19 protein-coding genes and 1 CRISPR repeat array are annotated in these 19,787 nt (G+C 32.6%); of the genes, 6 read left to right on the forward strand and 13 right to left on the reverse strand.

Annotated elements, in window-relative coordinates; genetic code table 11:
* Window positions 1-20: 20 nt before the first annotated feature.
* From aroB to DXU93_RS15015, 5 genes are all read left to right on the forward strand, one after another.
* Window positions 21-1,085 carry a 3-dehydroquinate synthase gene (aroB, locus tag DXU93_RS06445; RefSeq protein WP_165851349.1) on the forward strand — a complete coding sequence of 355 codons (1,065 nt, stop codon included), beginning with the start codon at window positions 21-23 and terminating at the stop codon, window positions 1,083-1,085.
* 10 nt (window positions 1,086-1,095) lie between these two features.
* Entirely contained in the window at window positions 1,096-2,076 is a 981-nt protein-coding gene (locus tag DXU93_RS06450; RefSeq protein WP_116880458.1) for an acyl-CoA dehydrogenase family protein, read from the forward strand.
* Window positions 2,077-2,209: 133 nt separating this feature from the next.
* The gene (locus DXU93_RS06455) at window positions 2,210-3,598 is read left to right on the forward strand and encodes an MATE family efflux transporter (RefSeq protein WP_116880459.1); all 1,389 of its coding nucleotides are present in this window, start codon (window positions 2,210-2,212) and stop codon (window positions 3,596-3,598) included.
* 41 nt (window positions 3,599-3,639) lie between these two features.
* Window positions 3,640-4,227, forward strand: coding sequence for a hypothetical protein (locus DXU93_RS06460; protein WP_123776065.1), 588 nt, complete (start codon window positions 3,640-3,642; stop codon window positions 4,225-4,227).
* 9 nt (window positions 4,228-4,236) lie between these two features.
* Window positions 4,237-4,404: a DUF5522 domain-containing protein gene (locus tag DXU93_RS15015; protein WP_165851350.1), complete on the forward strand. Its 168-nt coding sequence runs from the start codon at window positions 4,237-4,239 to the stop codon at window positions 4,402-4,404.
* A 5-nt stretch (window positions 4,405-4,409) separates the two neighbouring features.
* Here DXU93_RS15015 and DXU93_RS06465 read toward each other — a convergent pair whose 3' ends face one another.
* Both DXU93_RS06465 and DXU93_RS06470 read right to left on the reverse strand, forming a co-directional pair.
* The gene (locus DXU93_RS06465; RefSeq protein WP_116880461.1) at window positions 4,410-4,946 is read right to left on the reverse strand and encodes a DUF1697 domain-containing protein; all 537 of its coding nucleotides are present in this window, start codon (window positions 4,944-4,946) and stop codon (window positions 4,410-4,412) included.
* A 498-nt stretch (window positions 4,947-5,444) separates the two neighbouring features.
* On the reverse strand, window positions 5,445-5,888 hold the full coding sequence (locus DXU93_RS06470) for a hypothetical protein (protein WP_116880462.1): 444 nt from the start codon (window positions 5,886-5,888) through the stop codon (window positions 5,445-5,447).
* A 345-nt stretch (window positions 5,889-6,233) separates the two neighbouring features.
* On the opposite strand from DXU93_RS06470, the gene DXU93_RS06475 reads away from it, so the two are divergent.
* Window positions 6,234-7,382 (forward strand): MFS transporter, encoded by a 1,149-nt coding sequence (locus DXU93_RS06475; protein WP_116880463.1) that lies wholly within the window; start codon window positions 6,234-6,236, stop codon window positions 7,380-7,382.
* Between the two features lie 42 nt (window positions 7,383-7,424).
* On the opposite strand, the gene DXU93_RS06480 is transcribed toward DXU93_RS06475, so the two are convergent.
* From DXU93_RS06480 to cas4, 11 genes are all read right to left on the reverse strand, one after another.
* Entirely contained in the window at window positions 7,425-8,033 is a 609-nt protein-coding gene (locus DXU93_RS06480) for a hypothetical protein (RefSeq protein WP_123776066.1), read from the reverse strand.
* Window positions 8,034-9,030: 997 nt separating this feature from the next.
* Complete coding sequence (locus DXU93_RS06485) at window positions 9,031-9,642, reverse strand: hypothetical protein (protein WP_116880465.1); 612 nt, start codon at window positions 9,640-9,642, stop codon at window positions 9,031-9,033.
* A gap of 543 nt (window positions 9,643-10,185) precedes the next feature.
* Window positions 10,186-10,710, reverse strand: a complete 525-nt coding sequence (locus DXU93_RS06490; protein ID WP_116880466.1) for a hypothetical protein — start codon at window positions 10,708-10,710, stop codon at window positions 10,186-10,188.
* Window positions 10,707-12,203: a histidine ammonia-lyase gene (gene hutH / locus DXU93_RS06495; protein WP_116880467.1), complete on the reverse strand. Its 1,497-nt coding sequence runs from the start codon at window positions 12,201-12,203 to the stop codon at window positions 10,707-10,709. Before hutH ends, DXU93_RS06490 begins: the two co-directional genes overlap by 4 nt.
* Entirely contained in the window at window positions 12,204-13,574 is a 1,371-nt protein-coding gene (gene hisS, locus DXU93_RS06500) for a histidine--tRNA ligase (RefSeq protein WP_116880468.1), read from the reverse strand. It abuts the gene before it with no gap.
* A gap of 416 nt (window positions 13,575-13,990) precedes the next feature.
* Complete coding sequence (locus tag DXU93_RS06510) at window positions 13,991-14,419, reverse strand: hypothetical protein (protein WP_116880470.1); 429 nt, start codon at window positions 14,417-14,419, stop codon at window positions 13,991-13,993.
* Window positions 14,416-14,913, reverse strand: a complete 498-nt coding sequence (locus DXU93_RS06515; protein ID WP_116880471.1) for a helix-turn-helix domain-containing protein — start codon at window positions 14,911-14,913, stop codon at window positions 14,416-14,418. Before DXU93_RS06515 ends, DXU93_RS06510 begins: the two co-directional genes overlap by 4 nt.
* Window positions 14,900-15,481, reverse strand: a complete 582-nt coding sequence (locus DXU93_RS06520; RefSeq protein ID WP_123776067.1) for a hypothetical protein — start codon at window positions 15,479-15,481, stop codon at window positions 14,900-14,902. Before DXU93_RS06520 ends, DXU93_RS06515 begins: the two co-directional genes overlap by 14 nt.
* A gap of 865 nt (window positions 15,482-16,346) precedes the next feature.
* A CRISPR array of direct repeats spans window positions 16,347-17,710; the repeat unit is 36 nt; unit sequence ATCTACAATAGTAGAAATTTAAAAACGTCATTAGAC.
* Between the two features lie 185 nt (window positions 17,711-17,895).
* Window positions 17,896-18,174: a CRISPR-associated endonuclease Cas2 gene (cas2, locus tag DXU93_RS06525; protein WP_116880473.1), complete on the reverse strand. Its 279-nt coding sequence runs from the start codon at window positions 18,172-18,174 to the stop codon at window positions 17,896-17,898.
* Window positions 18,167-19,138, reverse strand: a complete 972-nt coding sequence (gene cas1, locus DXU93_RS06530) for a type V CRISPR-associated endonuclease Cas1 (RefSeq protein ID WP_116880676.1) — start codon at window positions 19,136-19,138, stop codon at window positions 18,167-18,169. The genes cas2 and cas1 overlap by 8 nt, the downstream gene beginning before the upstream one ends.
* Window positions 19,125-19,691, reverse strand: coding sequence for a type V CRISPR-associated protein Cas4 (cas4, locus tag DXU93_RS06535; RefSeq protein WP_116880474.1), 567 nt, complete (start codon window positions 19,689-19,691; stop codon window positions 19,125-19,127). The genes cas1 and cas4 overlap by 14 nt, the downstream gene beginning before the upstream one ends.
* Between the last annotated feature and the right edge of the window lie 96 nt (window positions 19,692-19,787).

Consider the following 19,787-nt stretch of genomic DNA (forward strand, 5'->3'; position numbering starts at 1 on the left):
ATTCAATATTCAAAACAAAGATGGTAAAGAAACTCGCCTCTAAAAATAACAAAATAGAATTAGGATTGTTGGAAAATTCTAGTTTTAAAGCATTGCTTAATTCAAAATATCAATTCAGTAAGAAGATTGTTATCGTTGATGAAAATACACAGGAATTATGTTGGCCATTTTTATTGACCACTTTCGAAGAATTAAAAGAAGCAGAAGTCATTGTCTTGCCTACTGGCGAAGAAAATAAGGTGATGGAAGTGTGCTTTCAAGTGTGGGGAGCTTTTACCAACTATCAAGTACAACGCAATGATTTAATCATTAATCTCGGAGGTGGTGTAGTAACCGATATGGGAGGATTTATCGCTTCTGTCTTTAAGCGTGGCGTTGATTTTATCAATATTCCAACAACATTATTGGCTATGGTTGACGCTTCCGTTGGAGGGAAAACAGGTATAAACCTAGATGTACATAAAAATCAATTAGGTGTTTTTTCGAATCCAGAATTGACCATTTGTGATGCCTCTTTTTTAGCAACATTGCCAGAAAAAGAAATGATTTCAGGAAAGGCGGAAATCATAAAACATGCATTGATAAACTCGCGTTCATTTTTTGATGAATTAACTCAGTATTTGGAGGGGGTTCCCAATGACGAGATTCTCGCAAAAGCCATTCAAATCAAAGCGGATATTGTAGACCAGGATTTTAGAGAACAAGGTGAAAGGAAAAAGTTGAATTTTGGACATACCATCGGTCATAGTATCGAAGGTTTGTTGTTACATAATAAAATAGAAGTTACCCATGGAGAATGTGTAGCGTGGGGAATGTTGGTCGAAGCATACATTTCACATGAAGTTGCTACTTTGCCAAAAAATGAACTACAAGAAATTGAGCAATTGATTCGTGGTCAATATGAAACTTTAGCAATCAACGATACAATTTTTGATTCCTTGATTCAATTGATGAAACACGATAAGAAAAACAATAGTGATAAAATCAATTTTACGCTACTTCAAAAGATAGGCTTGGCGAAAATCAATTATCAATTAGAAGAAGATGTAATTCTTCGTGCATTAAATCATGTTTTTGGTCAATAATACATAATCAATGAAAGATTTTACTATTGAAGAGTACAAACAGTCTTTTCTCAATGAGGATAGATTAGCAACTTGTTACGCAAAGAAATGGTTTAAAATGTTTGTGCCAAAATCGTATGGTGGACTTCAGTTAAGCATGGAAAACGCTTGTCGGGAATTGATACAAATATCAACGCTTCAAGGAGGGTTAGGCTGGACTGTTAACCTGGGGGCTGGTGCAAATTGGTTTGCAGGATTCTTCGAAGATGAAATAGCTAAAAAGTTATTTGCCAACGAGAAAGTTGTCATCGCAGGAAGTGGATTTGCAAATGGTTCATGGCACAATACAGATTGGGGTTTTTCAATTTCAGGTCAATGGAGTAAATGTACTGGGGCAAATCATGCGACCTTGTTTAGTTTAATTGCTAAAAACGAAAACAAAGGTGATAAGGTTTTTGTGGTGCCTTCACATTTAGTTCAATTATCAGAAGAAAAATGGCCCATCATGGGGATGAGAAACTCTTCATCGTATGGCATCGTGCTAGAAGATGTATCAACTCCATTCGGTTATGATTTTGAAATCAATAAGATTAAAAATCATGAGGATTACGGTGTTTTTCATATTCCATTTCAATATTTTGCACGACTATGTATGAGTGCTTCTTACCTTGGTACAGTGCGTTGTTTGATAAATATCTGTCAAACTGAACTGGCTAAACCACAAGTGATTTCAATCATCAATGGAGACCTTTTGTCACGCATTGAAAAAGCCGAACAATTACTTTTTGAATACGCAAGGAAGGTGGAAAAATTAAGTAAGGAGAATATAAAATCTGAACTTGATGATTTGAAAATCAATTCAATTTTAAGTCAAAACAATTTGGCGATTTTTGATGGAGTTCAGCAATTATTTTTAGCGGGCGGACTTCCATTTATTGAAGAAGATAAACTGGTTCATTGGGCCTATCGTGATGTGTTAACAGCTGTACAACATCACATGGTGAAATCGTAAGGGGAACTGAACTTTTTTAGTCTATTATTGTTCGGTTTATTTATAAAAGAATAACCTATAAACTATTGATGGTTTAATATTATTAGCCGAATTTTGTCGGAAATTAAAAATCAATAGTAAATCAAAGCATAAATTGAGAAAAGCCAAAGAAAAAAATCTAACCGAAGGAAGTATATTGAGTTCGCTCATCAACCTTTCTGTACCTATTATTTTAGCCAATGCTTTGCAAAGTATGTATCAGTTAATTGATACTTTTTGGTTAGGTCGAATTGGTGCAAATGCTGTGGCCGCTGTTAGTTTAAGTTTTCCAATTTTGTTTCTAATTCTTTCTTTAGGTGCAGGTTTAACTTTGGCTGGATCTGTAATTGTAGCACAAGCTAAAGGAGCCAAAAATCAGCGAGATGTGAATTATAGTTCTTCGCAAACGGTCTTTGTGATTTTCTTTTTGTCAATTCTACTTTCCTTTATCACTTTTCATGCTTCAGAACCTTTGATGAAGCTGATTGGAGCTGGACCAGAAGTATTGGATGATTCCGTTATTTATTTTAAATATTCATCCTTTGGATTTGTTTTCCTTTTCATGTTTTTTGTATTTCAATCTTTAATGCGAGGAATTGGGAATGTGTGGTTACCAATGTACATCGTACTGGGAACTGTTTTACTGAATTTGGTTTTAGATCCCTTATTTATTTTTGGATATGGTTCATTTGAAGGGATGGGTGTTGCAGGTGCTGCAATTGCAAGTGTTATTACTCAAGGAGTTTCGGCAATTGTAGGAATTGGAATTTTATTTAAAGGAAAGAGAGGAATTAAAATAAAGTGGCCACAGATGAAATGGGACTTTGCATGGACCAAAAAAATGTTTGCTTTAGGGATTCCATCGAGTTTAGAACAATCGGCAAGGGCAGGAGCGATGACGATGTTAGTGGTGTTGGTAACAAGTTTCGGAAGTGAAGTTGTGGCAGCCTACGGAATTGGTGTGAGGGTATTGAGCTTAATTGTAATTCCAGCATTAGGATTTTCTATCGCAACAACAACTTTAGTTGGACAAAATGTTGGAGCAAATCAAATTGGAAGAGCAGAGAAAGTTGGAGATTTAAGTGCGAAGATTGCCTTTTTTGGTCTAACGGGAATTGGTGTACTGTTGTATATTTTTGCTGAGCCCATTACTGCCTTTTTTGTGCCTAATGACCCACAGGTAATTCAAGATAGTGCTTTGTTTATTCAAATTATGGGACCAAGTTTCGGTCTTTTGGGGTTACAGCAAGTTTTAAATGGTGTATTTAACGGTGCTGGATTTACAAAAGTTTCCTTGCTGATCTCCATTTTCTCATTGTGGATGATTCGCTTTCCTGTCGCTTACCTACTGTCAAACAACACATCTTTTGATGAGATCGGATTGTGGTGGTCGTTTCCGATTTCAAACTTTATGGCTGCAATTGTTGGATTTATTTATTACAAATCGGGTCATTGGAAAGGTTTGCTTGAAAAAGGAAAACAACTTAGACGAAATAAATTATGATTGACGTGAAAAACCATTATTTTCGTATAAAATATAGAGATATGATACGTTTTTACTGTGTAATTCTATTTGTTTTATCCTCGTTTGTTGGTCAGGCTCAAACTTTGTCTCATGAAATAGGAGTTGAAATTCAAGCTGCCACCGTTTCAACAAATGGAGGAACAATTGGTGGTGCCGTGAAATGGGCTTTGGTTGAAGATGAAACAGTTGCTTTTGGACCAAGTTTCAGGTACCAATATTTGTTTAGTCAAAATCAATATTTAGGTACAGAAAGTAGAGCACATCTTTATGGTGGTGGAGGATTCTTACATTATCGATTTTTAGATTGGTTTTTCTTAGGAACGGAAATAGAAGTATTGAAAAATCCATATAGAACAGTAAAACCACAAAAAGAATGGAAACTTACTGCTCTTTTAGGTGGTGGAGTTTCTCATGATTTTGGAGCTGTACGTTTAAATCTTGGAATATTATATGATGTTGCGGATGCTGTATCTGATCCATTAACTTCAAATCCTTCTCCCTTGAGTAGTGGTTATTTTATGCAGGTTAAAAACCCTAATAATCCAAATGTAGGAAAGTATATTCCCTTAATATACCGTGTTGCATTTTTCTTCCCATTAAGTAGATAAATAGAATATATGTTCAAAAAGAAAGTGCCACTCGAAGAGGGTGATTATTATAAAACTGAGGAAGGATACATTGTTTTTACAGCTCAATATTTATTGAAAAGAGGATACTGTTGCAAAAATGGATGTAAACACTGTCCTTATGGATATGATCCAAAAACCGATCGTTTAAAAAAGTAATTGTTTTAAGATTTACTTAACTCCAATAACTTTAATGTTGTTTTCCAGTTTCTTGTCGTAGCCCCAACTCCAAGTTTTTTCTCAAAGAAATTATTGGTCAATTTGGATTGATGATATTTCCCTTCAACAAACAAATAAACATTGTCTTCTACAATTGTAAATTGATCTGGTTTGACATCTATTTCTAGAATTGCTTTGATATTGTCTTTAGAAGGGACGTCTTTTAAAAATGTGAGGTGTAGGGTTTTTAAATCTATGGATTCATGGAAATAAGGATTGTTTTGAACTGCTTTTTCAATAGATTTCGCCTCTTTTACGATTACAGGTACATCATAGTCAAATTGTTCTTTGATGGCCTTCTCTATTTGCGTTTCAATGATTTTAGGGGGTAATTCTGAAGAGAAAACAATGTTTCCGCTTTGTATATATGTCAAAATATCCTTAAAACCGAGTTTATTCATCAACTCCTTTAAATCTGCCATGAGTAACTTACGTTTTCCTCCTACATTGATTCCTCTTAAAACGGCTATTTTTTTACTCATGATAGTAAATTAAGTGAATTATAGATTCGAGCAGCAAGTTAGTTATTATTCAGAAAAAACAATCTACAATTGTTCTAAAGAGTTCATCTGAGATTTAAAGTTGGTGTTTTTTCCTAAAGTATTTTACTGATTGTACAATTAGAAAGCTAAAATCTAATGAATATATTCAATTTACAAAAAGAGAAGCAGGAGTATAATCTCCTTTTTTCTCCTTAATAAGTTTAATGATTCCCCGCTATTATACCTGAAACTTTTTATTTGATTTCTACATCTGATTTCTATCGGATTGTAAAATCGAAGATTGTTATCAATTCGATGGAATCCTTTTCTAATGGGGTGAAGAGAAATCTTTATGTACCCACTTAAAATTAAATTCAAAATAGGTGAAAAATAGCAATAATTGCTTAAAAGTAGTTGTCATTATAACCTTAAGAGCAATTTTTGATAAGAAGACAGAGAAACAAATAGATTTACTTTAAAACTTAAAATCTATTATTCTTAATTAGAAATTTGTAAGTTCTCACAATTGTTGGCACTGATATTTAAAATTCCAGATTCAACCGTAAAACCTAAATTGTCTATGACTTTGTAAGTGAAGGTTTTACTTTTCGCGTTTCCTAAATCTTTGGTTACAGTGATTGATCCATTTGCCCCACAATCAGGTGCGCCAGTCCAATATACAGATGCATCAGTCGAACCAATTAAAACTTCATCAACGTAGTATTTTAATGTCGAAGATCCTCCTAATGTCAATGACTGCGACGTAGATTCATCATACCAAATAACGGCCTCTCCTTGGAAACTGCAAGATTCATCATCTTTTTTTGCACTCTCATCATAATTTATTGCTGCTGAATCAGTACACCCTTCTTTTTTACAACTTGTGAGTGATGTTGAAGCAATGAGTACTGAACCAATGGCTAAATATTTAATTATTTTCATACTGATAAGAAATAATGTTTATCCTACTCTTTTGGCTTTTCGGAATCGCCACTTTTTTTAAATGGTTAATGAGTTCCATTTTTTTTTAAACAATGATCTAGCATCAAAACTAATTCTATTTCTTACAATATACATATTCGTATTGAATTCTCATTTTAAATCAATAATTCTATTTTAAAATGTACGTTTTTTTATGTTCTAAATTTTTAGTCAATGTCTTTAAGAATATTGGTCTGTTAATGTTCCCTATATTTTCGTGTGTTTATCCGATTTTTATTGAAATCGAATGTTTACAGCGTAAAATTATGAATACCTTTGCGTCTTTAAAAAACGATTCAATTGACCATGAATAAAGGATTAACGGCGTTGGCATTCGGTGGTTTAGCCATAGGTATGACTGAATTTAGTATGATGGGACTGCTAATGGATATCGCCAAAGATGTAAACATAAGTATTCCTAAAGCAAGCAATTTAATTGGTTTGTATGCGCTTGGGGTTGTTGTTGGTGCTCCAACCTTGGTGATGGCTACGGCGAAAATGTCACCCAAAAAAGTACTCTTTTATTTTATGCTCTTGTTTTTCATTTTTAATGGAATATTTTCATTGGCTCCCAATGAATGGAGTCTATATATTTCTCGCTTTATTTCTGGATTACCTCATGGAGCGTTTTTTGGTGTAGGTTCTGTTGTTGCAGCAAAACTTGCAAAACCTGGTAAGGAAGCAAGTGCGATAGCCATTATGTTTACTGGTATGACCATCGCGAATATTATCGGAATCCCCTTAGGTACTTACATTGGACAAAATTTTTCTTGGCGTATTACCTATGGAATGATCAGCTTTTTGGGATTGGTCACTGCAACGAGTATATACTTTTGGTTACCCGAAATAGAGTCGCCTAAAATTGATGTGCGTAAACAACTGCGTTATTTCTCAAGGAAAGAGGCGTGGTTAATTATTTCTGTCATTTCAATCGGAACTGGAGGGCTATTTGCATGGATCAGTTACATTGGTCCTTTGGTTACCAAAGTTTCACATGTTGCTGAAGAACATGTTCCGATTATTATGCTATTGGTTGGACTGGGTATGTTCGTTGGAAATTTAATTGGAGGAAAGCTTGCAGATACTTTTATTCCTACGCGCGCAGCCATGTTTTCTTTTATGGCGATGTCACTATGTTTAATTGTGGGTTATTTTGTTTCAGAAGTTACTTGGCTGGCTTATCCTATGTCTTTCTTAACCGGAGCTATATCATTTAGTATAGGATCAAGTTTACAAATGATGCTGATCAATAGTGCTGAAGGAGCAGAAACCTTGGCTGCTGCTGCAGGACAAGGAGCTTTTAATATAGGGAATACGCTTGGAGCTTATTTTGGAGCAATTCCTATTGGTTTAGGATTTGCATACAATACACCGATGTTGGTAGGGGCAGGTTTGGCAATGATGGGATGTACCTTGGCTTTTGTTTACTTAATCAAATATAGAGTAGGGAAATAAAAAGTAGTAGTAAATTAGTATCGAAAAGCCTAAATCTATTTATTATTCTGAAAATGTAAGTAGCATTTGATCTCTTGTTTCAACTTCTTTCATTGCCATATTGTATAAAAATATCAATACAACACTTGGGATAATAACAAACAACAATGTTGAAAATAAGATTAAATCTTGTGGAGTGATGATGAATATTGAAGCTACAGATGCTAAGCTATATAGTATATAAGCGTAAAATCCAGCTTTTTGTTTTGAGAACATTAGTAAAATCGATAAAAATCCAAGTAACGATACTACAATCATTAAATTATATGTCAAATCAAATGAGTGATTATTTATATATGCTACATTGTCTTTGATTAATTGAATTGCTTGAATATTGTCCTGACTTAAACCTTGTGCGGTAAGTGTTTCTATAGAACCATATGCTAGTTCCATCTCTTCTTGTAGTTGGATTTCTGTCATCGGTCCCTCAGATAATTTTTGAACAGCAGTTCCTAATGTTGAGAAAACATAAATTGTACTCAAGAACAATAGGATGTTTAACAACTTGGGACGACTCTTTAATTGTAGTAGGTTATAAGTTTTTGAAACTGTAGTGCTTTCGGTATTCATAATTGCTGTATTAAATAATTTTAATGCCTCTAAATCGATCAAAATTTGAGCTTTGCATTGAGGATTTCTTAATCCTTTCTATTGTAAATATACAAACAATTTCACTTTAATTTTCATTAACAAATTGTAATGCGTTGGATTTCTATTCACTAATTTACTACGTTTTTCCTGCCTTTTGGAGCTTTAATAAATTTCTATCGGGACAATTTTGTCTTTTATCTTCTTAAATATGACAATCGTCTAAGCTTAATTTTATGTTAATAAATCTTCATCTTGGCTTAATACTTATGTTTTTTTAACTAAAATTTAACAAAAAAAATACTTTTTTTTGTCAATTTCAGTCAAAAAAATACGCTTTTCAATTTATTTCTGTTAAACAAAAATGTAAAAAACAGTAGTTTTCTGGTTTTATCAATTACGTAATAAAGCTAGAAGCAACATGTACAATATTTTTTATGTATTGCGTAATAAATAAAGCCAATAGTGTTTGTCAGATGACCTAACATGAGGTTGATGAACTGGTAAGTAAATCTTATTGAATATTTGTATTGAATGGTAATGCCAAATATATGCTAGAATAAAGGTTGGAACAAACTGATTTTGGCAACCGCTATTTCAGATGAGCGTTCATTTTTATGCATCGATTTTCTTGTTCTTTGTATGAACCTTCAAGGCCTTCGGCATGCATAGTATTAATTTAGGTAGTTTTCCATTTACAATAAATATTGAAACTCGACTCCTTTAACTCAAAATTCTGAATTATTCATTTTTATTTCGACGAATTTTAAAAATCAATATGAGTTCGCATAATTGGTTCATAAACGCCAAGTTTCGGGAGTGGGAATTTTCTTGATCTTCGGATACTTTGTTTCTTCAATTCCTTGGATGACTTTTAGGAGGAATTCCAATTAGTCTTGGATTTGCTTATTCCTATGCTCGTTGGTGCAGGTTAGGTAACCATAGGAAGCCTATTGGCTTCGGAAGACTTGGTCTGATATCGTGTGTCTCGTAAAGTGCAGTAAGTAGCAAATATGTTGCCTTAATGTGACAGGAGCGATTTCGATTTTTTGTTCAGCAGATTAACTTTTTCAGAGAATGATAAAATCATTTCTCTTTCTTCAACAGCGCTTCTCATTCCAATTTTATATAAGAAAACAAAGATTACACTTGGAACTGTTATTAGTAATACTGATGTAAATAGAATGAGTTCTTTAGGTGTAATGATGAATAATGATGAAAGTGAAGCGATACTGTATACTATGTAGAGATAAAACCCCGCCATTCTTTTGGTAAACATTAATAATATAGATGTAAACCCTATTAATGATATAATAATCATTAAGTTATGTGTTAAATTAAAAGAATGATTATTGATATAAGTAACGTTGTCTTTAATTAATTGAATGGCTTGAATGGTTTCTGGTGTTAATCCTTTTGACTCTAAAATTTCACTAGAACCATACGCCATTTCTATTTCTTGTTGAAGTTGAGTTTCTGTGAGAGGTCCAGCGTTTAATTTTTGAATTGCTGTTCCCATCATTGAGAATATATAAATTGTACTCAGAAACAATAGAATATTCAATAGTCGTGAACGACTTTTTAATTGAAATAAATTGATTCTTTTTGATATAATGAAGTTTCCTTCTGTCATCGCTTTTGTTTTTAAGTTTATTACTTCAAATCGATTAAAATTTGAGCTTTGTAAATCGTTTTTATCTTTCTTAACGGGTGCAAATATATAGACAAATTCAGTTCGAATTTCATTTCATAAACAGTTGTAATGTATTGATAAAGTGGTTTGTATAAGGTTGTGGACTATTGATTTTCGAGTTTTATGGAATCTATCGGGACAATTTTGTCTTTTACCTTTAAAAAAACAACAATCGTCTAATTTTATTTTTTGTTATCAATTCTTTATATAGGATTAACCTTAAAGGTATTTAACATAAAATTAACAAAATTATTTTTTGAATATTTACTTTTTAGCTCCAAAAATGACTTTTTAGTCACTTTTTTAATTTTAAATTAAAATGGTATTTGAATGTATTTTAGGTACTTATATTTTGTTTTATACAAGGCGAAATAAATTCATCAAAAATGTGAAGGGTGTTGAATTTTTATTCACAAAAAAAATGGAATAACTTTTTGAGCTATTCCATTTAAAAATGTGACTTATAAATTGATTAAACAAATACTAATTCAAATGCTTTATATGTCTACCATATAATAAGGAGAATAATGCACCAATCAATAACAAGGAAACAACCGACATCGTAAGTATGAATTCTTGTGGCATAGTTAAATACATCGCTATAACAGGGAATATACTATAAATGATATAGACATGGAATCCAATTCTTTTCAATTGAAACATTAAAACTATAGCGATCGCACCTATAAGCGATTCAATTAACCTCAGTGTGTAGTTCAAGTAAAAAACTTCGTTGTTGGTATAGATAGCACTATTAATCATTGTTTCGGCCATTTCTTTTAGGTCAGAACCAAAACCCTCATCTTCTAACTGCGCCAATCCTCCGTAAATATCCGCAGCTTGTTCTTCAATTTGAACTTCTGTTAATGGGCCACCTAAAAGTTGCTGTAATGCACCAATTAGTGTAAAGGCAATATATATACTACTTAAAATTAATAAAATCCGTAACCCTTTCGGAAATCCAGAATCATTCCCATTATCTTCTTTTAAAGTCTCTAATTCACTCATAGTGTCGATTGGTTATTTTTTTTGATAAATGCTTTACTGTCTCTTAAATAGGTAGACATGTATTCGTCTTCTTTGATAAAAGGAATGGCTGTTCTGAAATTTTTGTGTGCTTCTTGTAATACCACACTCGTTTTATCAACTCCTTTAAACTCTACACCTTGCGTTGCGGCCATCAATTCTATTCCTAATACTTGCCATACGTTTTCAACCACGCGGTGCAATTTCGTAGCGGCATTGGCTCCCATACTCACATGATCTTCTTGTCCATTCGATGAATCAATAGTATCTACTGAAGCTGGGGTACACAACTGTTTGTTCTGACTCACAATCGATGCAGCGGTGTATTGTGCAATCATAAATCCACTATTCAATCCTGGTTTGGCTACCAAAAATGCAGGTAAATCACGCATTCCTCCCATTAACTTGTAAATTCTTCGTTCTGAAATACTCGCTATTTCGGCCAATGCTATCGCCAAGTAATCTAATGTTAACGCCAATGGTTGACCATGGAAATTTCCTGCAGAAACCACCAAGTCTTCATCAGGGAAGATTGTTGGATTGTCTGTAACAGCATTAATTTCTCTTGTAACAATTTGTTCAGCATATTCAATCGTGTCCCAACTTGCTCCATGAACTTGTGGTACACATCTGAAACTGTACGGATCCTGAACATGTACTTTCTCTTGGGTAATGAACTGACTTCCTTCCAAATGTTTTGAAACTATTTCTGCCGTTCGAATTTGACCTTTCTGATTTCTAATCTTATTTACAGAAGCTGTAAATGGATCAATTCTTCCATCATAGGCTTCTATTGACATCGCAACATTGATGTTGGCTTGCTTCATGATTTGCTTTGCCTCATAAACACTGTGTGCCAAATACGAACTCATGAATTGTGTTCCATTCAATAAGGCCAATCCTTCTTTCGATTGCAATTGAATAGGAGAGAGGTCGTGTTGAGCAATTACATCTGCTGTATTTTGTTTTTCTCCATCAACATAAACTTCTCCTTCGCCAATCAAGGCCAAAGCAATATGTGCCAATGGTGATAAATCCCCAGAAGCACCTAAACTCCCTTGTTCGTAAACTACAGGAATAATGTTGTTATTGTAAAAGTAAAGTAAACGCTCTACCGTTTCTACTTGAACTCCGGAATGTCCATAATGTAAACCAATCGCTTTGAACAACATCATCGTTTTGACAATCGATTGTGGAACTTCTGGACCTGTTCCACATGCATGCGAACGCACCAAGTTAACTTGTAATTTGGCCAAATCTTCTGTTGAAATGGATTGATCATACAACGAACCAAATCCTGTATTGATACCATAAATATTTCCTTCCGTATTTTCCATTTTTTGGTCGAGGTAAGCACGACATTTTGCAATTGCTTCACGTCCGTTCTCTCCCAGTTCAACTTTATTTCCAGATTGTATAAAATCAAATAATGAATCAATTTTAAATTCCTGATGATCGAGTATCAATTTTTCCATTTACTTACAATGTTTTGCTATGAATGATTCCAGTGCCATAGTTTCTTGTTCACCAGATTTCATTTCTTTTACAGTAATTTCTTTATTTTCTAATTCGCTTTCTCCAATAATTACAGTGTATTCTGCATTTCTATCGTCAGCGTATTTAAATTGCTTTTTTAATTTGGCATTACTCGGGTAAATCTCCGCTGTTACACCATTGTTTCTTAAATCACGCAAAATAGGTAAAGCATATTCTACTTCCTGCTCTCCAAAATTGATGAATAAAAAACGCAATGTTTGATTGATGTCTGTCGGGAATAACTCTAATTCTGTCAATACATCATAAATACGGTCTGCGCCAAATGAAATTCCAACACCTGAAAGTCCTTTCATTCCAAAAAGTCCTGTCAAGTCATCGTAGCGACCTCCACCACAAATAGAACCCATTTTTACGCCATTGGCTTTTACCTCAAAGATTGCTCCTGTGTAATAATTCAATCCTCTGGCAAGGGTAACGTCAAATTCTAACTTGGCATTTTGTAAGCCCAACAATTCTGTTTTGGCAAATACATATTCCAATTCTTCAATTCCTTTTTTACCCACTTCACTTTCTGCCAAAAACTCTTGCATGAAGGCCAACATTTTTTGTGTGTCTCCATTAAGGTTAAACAAAGGACGAATCATGTCAATGGCCTGCTGACTCACTTCTTTTTCCGTCAATTCTTTAATTACACCCTCTTCACCAATCTTATCTAGCTTGTCAATGGCTACAGTAATGTCAATGATTTTGTCCTCTTCTCCTGTTACCTCCGCAATTCCAGAAAGAATCTTACGGTTGTTAATTTGAATTGTAAAATCTGGGACTTTAAGTGCCGACAATACTTCATCAAAAATCTGAATAAAGTCTACCTCAAATAATAAGGAGTCACTTCCCACCACATCAGCGTCACACTGATAAAATTCTTGGTAGCGTCCTTTTTGCGGACGATCAGCTCTCCAAACCGGTTGAATTTGGTAACGTTTAAAAGGAAAAGTAAGGTCATTCTGATGTTGAACCACAAAACGCGCAAAAGGAACAGTTAAGTCATAACGCAATGCTTTCTCCGAAAGAGAATTCGCAAAACGCGGTAAGTTTCCTTGTTCAAGTGCCGATAAATCAGCCTTTTTTACTTTATCTCCCGAATTGAGTATTCTAAAAATCAATCGGTCACCTTCTTCACCATATTTCCCCATCAAAGTCGAAGAAAGTTCAAACGAAGGTGTTTCAATAGGAGCAAAACCATACTTTTTAAATACAGTTCTAATCGTATCATAAATATAATTTCTTCGGTTCACTTGAAACGGAAGAAAGTCACGTGTTCCCTTTGGAATACTCGGTTTTTGAGCCATTTTTTCAGAATTTAAGGCAAAAATAGGAAATTTCTACGCTTCACACGGTTACAAGTAGTATATCTTTTCTTTGGGCGTGTCGCTCACCAAGTTTTGAAAATGACAGTACATCCTAGAAACAAGCATTTACTTTCAAAACTTTGCGAGCGTCGGGTCATCCACTATATCTTTTTTGTTTTGAAAATTTCTTGTCCTATATATAAGGTATATCCAAAACAAAAAAGGATGCCGTTACTACCCCTCACGCAAAAAAAAACTTTATTTTCATTTCTCACTCTCCTAATAAATAAAAACTATTCAGCTATAGGTGTGCGTTTTTTTGAGGGAATTATGATGAAATGGAAAGAGGCTTCATTTAATTATCAATTCCATTGATATCTTGAATTCAGCATGTTTTGATAACGCTTTTTAGTTTTCTATTTTTCTAAATCGAAAATTTCATCTTTCTTTATCATTTCCAAGACGTTTATTGTAGGTAAGTGAAACTTGTTGTAAAGTGTGTTTTCGGTTTTTGCGTGTAAAACACCTCTAGCTGTTCCAATTGTTATAACTGCTAAATGTTGCAAAAAAGCTTTTTTAAACTTTATTCTATTTTTTGAGGTTACAAAACTTTCCCAAGCACTTTCGTCAATTTCAAACTCACAATTAAGTTTTAAAATGATAAATGGCGATTCGTTTAACTCAAATTGTAAATGAAAATAACATGCAACGAGTTTGTTTTCTTCATTAATGCCAAAACCGTTGTTTATATTGAGTTGTATGTCATTCACATTAACAACTTCAGTATCGATGGTTGCAAATTCTTCAGTATTAATTTTTCTTAAAGCAAAACCTACTTCTTTCATGATTGTAATGCGTAATTTTTAATGAATGCTGAAGTTGTTATTTCATTTTGTAAATGAACTACTTTAGCTTCTTTTTTGCTTGTTCTTTTTTTATACTCAACATGACCTTTACTAGTGTAAAATACGTTTTCAATAAAAGATGTACTCTTTAAAATGTTTGTTTGTAATGTAGATGTTTCTATTAATTTTATAGAGAGTACTGCTTCTAACTTAGAGATTGTTTCTAAAGTGAAATTTTCTTTTCCTTTTACCCATTTACTAACTTGTTGTGCAGAGACATCTAACTGTTGAGCTAATTGAGCTTGATTAGAGGGGATAACTTGTTTTGTTTTATTCTCTCTTAATTTTCTTAATATTTTAAAAGCGATAGCTTGAGATTTTTTTAACCACTCTTGATTGTCAGCTCTATATTTAGCATCTTCTAACCATTGGCTTTTATTCCCTTTAGTTAAAGTATTTAATTTTGCTAAAATTTCTTTTTTATTCTTCTCCATAACTTCCTAATTCTAGATAACCTAAATCATCTTCATCAACGATAAAGTTTTCTTTTAGGTATTGGGTTGTTGTTCTTAACTTTTTTAGTTCTTTCTTAAGATGATCTGGTGTCATAGCTTTAGTTAATTTAATACCTCCACCAGAAACGAAATATACATTCTCTGTTAATCTTATTGCATAAACTCTAAGCCAAGATTTATGTTTTACGCCATAGGCTTTACTTTCTATGTAATTATTATTTAAAATATCTTTGTGTAAAGATTTAAATATCAAATGTTCTAAAGTGTTGTCTTCATCTGGATTGTAAATACTATTTTCTGCAGATTTCCTGATTGTTTGTTCAAACTTAGCTGCTTCTAGAGTTGTTCTTTCAATAGCTTCTTCAATTGAAAAGTGTTTGTAAATGCCATTTTCTAAATCCTTCTTGTTGTTTTCAAAAAAGTCTTCTAAATATTCTATGTCCTGCCATTGATCAAATAAGGTTTTAAACTCATCATATGGCTTTCCATCATATTGTACAGAATATAAACTGTTTTGCACTATTGCAAATATATCAACTATTTTCATAAAATCAACCTGTAGGTTTATGTTTTAACATCTCTATTCACTAATTTAACATTTATATTTCACAAACCTTTATTGTATTGCCTTCTCTTTTAAGCTTTTATTTTCTGTTATTATATTTACCACTTTATAACCAAGACTGATTTATTGAGTAATTGAAATAATTACTAATACGTATTCAAATTGTGTTTTTGTGAGAGGATTTTCAAGTAAGGTATAGCAGAGAAGATGAAGAAGATTGTTGTGAATTGATTTCACTTGAAACGGAAGAAAATCACGTGTTCCCTTTGGAATACTAGGTTTTTGAGCCATTTTTTCAGAATTTAAGGCAAGAATAGGAAATTTCTACGCTCTACGCGTTTACAAGAGGTATATCCTTTCTTTGGGCGTGTCGCTCCCCAAGTTTTGAAAATGACAGTACATCCTAGAAACAAGCATTTACCTTCAAAACTTTGCGAGCGTCGGGTCATCCACTATATCTTTTTTGTTTTGAAAATTTCTTGTCCTATATATAAGGTATATCCAAAACAAAAAAGGATGCCGCTGCTACCCCTCACGCAAAAAAAACTTCATTTACAATTCTCACTCTTATTCTTGAACTTTTACCATCTTATTCTCTCACTAAAATAAGCTTTTTTAACTACTACTTCATTCTATATTCACTTTTGACACCAGTTTCAACTCGAACTAAAAGCAATGAAAGTAGATGTTATTTTGGCGTGTATTTTAGAAAGAAAATCAGGACAAAATAGTCGATACGAAAAGTAGTCAATTAATTAACTATGCTGTTACTAATGTATCTTTTATATACTACTTTTCATAGCCTAATATTGAATCAAAGAGTCTTGCGCTTGTTGTGAATTGATTTATCTACAATAGTAGAAATTTAAAAACGTCATTAGACATTAGAATAATAGAAGCGGCCACAATATCTACAATAGTAGAAATTTAAAAACGTCATTAGACACCACGGAGAATCACATCGATCACTTATCTACAATAGTAGAAATTTAAAAACGTCATTAGACTAATCGTGTTATCTTGGTTTGCCATTGGAATCTACAATAGTAGAAATTTAAAAACGTCATTAGACACCACGGAGAATCACATCGATCACTTATCTACAATAGTAGAAATTTAAAATCGTCATTAGACACCTGTTAAGAAGGTCACTGTGAACGCATCTACAATAGTAGAAATTTAAAAACGTCATTAGACTTGGACATGGCAGAAATGGATATACGCATCTACAATAGTAGAAATTTAAAAACGTCATTAGACATGAATGTTAAAATAGTGGTGGAGTGATCTACAATAGTAGAAATTTAAAAACGTCATTAGACGGAAATAAAACACTTGTATCTCATGATATCTACAATAGTAGAAATTTAAAAACGTCATTAGACCCCTGAAGGTTCACATTAAGCCTATTTTATCTACAATAGTAGAAATTTAAAAACGTCATTAGACGATCATTGAAAGCAATTTATCAATAACTCATCTACAATAGTAGAAATTTAAAAACGTCATTAGACTTTTCTTCATAATAGGTGGCCGTATCAATCTACAATAGTAGAAATTTAAAAACGTCATTAGACTGGAAAACAGTCAACTCATTTGCGCCAATCTACAATAGTAGAAATTTAAAAACGTCATTAGACTTTTCTTCATAATAGGTGGCCGTATCAATCTACAATAGTAGAAATTTAAAAACGTCATTAGACTGGAAAACAGTCAACTCATTTGCGCCAATCTACAATAGTAGAAATTTAAAAACGTCATTAGACTAAGGGGTCATTTGGTTATATGCAGCATCTACAATAGTAGAAATTTAAAAACGTCATTAGACAATTTTAATTGTTAATAAGCCTACTGAAATCTACAATAGTAGAAATTTAAAAACGTCATTAGACTTTTTTGCAGGAGCTGGAGATCTTAACGATCTACAATAGTAGAAATTTAAAAACGTCATTAGACTTTGTAAATCATTGAGTAATTTCATATTAATCTACAATAGTAGAAATTTAAAAACGTCATTAGACGTGTTGAATGCGCCACCAGCTCAAGATATCTACAATAGTAGAAATTTAAAAACGTCATTAGACTTTACAGGAATTAAATAAGTAATCAAATCTACAATAGTAGAAATTTAAAAACGTCATTAGACTTAGTTGTAACCCACTCAATTGTATCTCCATCTACAATAGTAGAAATTTAAAAACGTCATTAGACGCTAATTAAAGGTAAAGTTAATTAATTCCCCCATAAATACAGGGTTGTTTGACTTTTAATTAATTACTTTCTTCCCCCCCTTGTTTTAATAAACTTCATTTATAATAGCGTGTAATACCTATGATTAGTAATGTTTAGGGTTTTTATATAGAATTTATGTTCTTAAATAGGAGTGAGGTTTGTAATTATATGAATATCATGTCGTTGTCTAGAAGGTTTGCGCTTCCATATCTAATGGTATTTTTGTGATTTGCACAAAAGATATAAATACTGTCAGATTTCTCGAATTTTTTACTAAATCTTTCTTCGATACCATTTTTAACTATATCCATGATTCTTTTCGAGTTTTTTATTTCAAAAACTGAAAATTGGACACGAACACCATACTTTTCTAGAAACTTTGAGAATTGTGTTCTTACTTTATTATTAGAAATGTCGTATGTTACAATAATTACATTATTCATAATCGAAAATAGGATAATTTGTTACACTCTTTCTACCCATAAAACAGCGATAGTACTGCTGCGTATATTTGTATATTATTGATTTTCTACTAATAATTGCTTCATAAAATGTTTTGGTATATACCTTACGTTTTTCTGATTTTAAGTAGTAAGCATTTTGATGGAGTTCAAAGTCTGTTGGTTTGAAGGTTCCATATTTCAACGATTTACGTATTTGATGATCAATTATACAACGGAACGGTTCCATTAAATCACAAACAAGACTTTTTCTTCTAAACCATAATTGATGATAAACACCAATATATGGATCGAAGCCAAAAAGCCTTAACATACTTTCTATATAGTTAAAAAGAAATGTGTAACCTATATCCATAGTTGCGTTTAGAGTGTCTTGTTTTACTCTAGGTAATCTGTTTTTCCAGTCAGTAAATTCAAAATATGCCTCAAAAAAATGCTTTGCAATTTTACCTTCTATCCCCATTAATTCACGATAATTTGAAACGTTATCCATTGTTGGTAATAAGGTGTCTATCATTTTTATTGATTGAGTCACTTTATCATTCTTTTCTCTAGTGCGTTTTAATAGATGTCTCTGGTTTTTTGTCTTATTCTTAATTAGTTCAATAGCTATACTTAAGTCTCCCTTGGGATATTCAAATTGTTTTTTTCTTAAAAGAAAATTAGCTTCAGCCATGTCTCCATAATAGAAAACTGGTTTGAAGTTTGGCTTCATGATGACTAATGGGATTCCATTTTTGTTGCATTTTTCAATTAATGCAGATGTTAACGTAGTGTGTCCAATAATAATTAAAGAAAGTATTTTTGGGAAAGGTAATTTTGTAATTGCTTTCTCTTTTTTTGTGTCAAATAGCATTAGTCTACCAGCAGATACTCTCAATGCTTGATGTTTAGTTCCGTTTATAACGAAGATGCTTCTATTCTCTATATCTTTATGCGTAAACATGGTCTTTATTAGTTTTGTCACATAATGATGCATATATACAATGTGTGCATTTTTGTGGGTTAATTTTTATTTCATTTTCAAAGTCAAATCGAGCAATTGTTTTTATATGTGTTCTTAACTCATTTAATTCTTCACTATTAGGCTTTTCTACCTCGACTCTTTCATTCTTTTTAATTGATTGAAAATAAAGACTGTCTACAGGATGTCCCATTTCTTCCAAGGCTAAGTATTGAGCCCAGATTTGATAGTAGTATCCACGAAATATTTTTTTTAGATTGTATTTCCTTTCAACTAATTTTCTCTCTTTAAGATAGTATTGATCGATTTTACCATAAACACCAAGTCTATTTGAAATTACATAAGCTCCTGATAAAATCCTTTTACTATTCTTCAAATGAGGTCTGTCAACTTTTGAATGAACTCGTTTTCCTTGTTCTTGTGGTTTGGCACTATAAGTGTCTGTAAAGTTATTGTCGTAAACTTGATGTAGGTAAATTGAATATGGGCAAAATACGAAATCGTTTAGATAAGAAATAGGTAGAAAAAATTCCATTTGTTAAAGTGTTATTTATTTTACCTTAACGTTTATTTTTGTAAAAGGTTACATTGGAATGTTTTTAAGTTGTTTTAAAACAGTGTTTTAAGGGTC

It is taken from the genome of Brumimicrobium aurantiacum (assembly GCF_003402975.1).
In the GTDB taxonomy this organism is placed as follows: Bacteria; Bacteroidota; Bacteroidia; order Flavobacteriales_D; family Crocinitomicaceae; genus Brumimicrobium; species Brumimicrobium aurantiacum.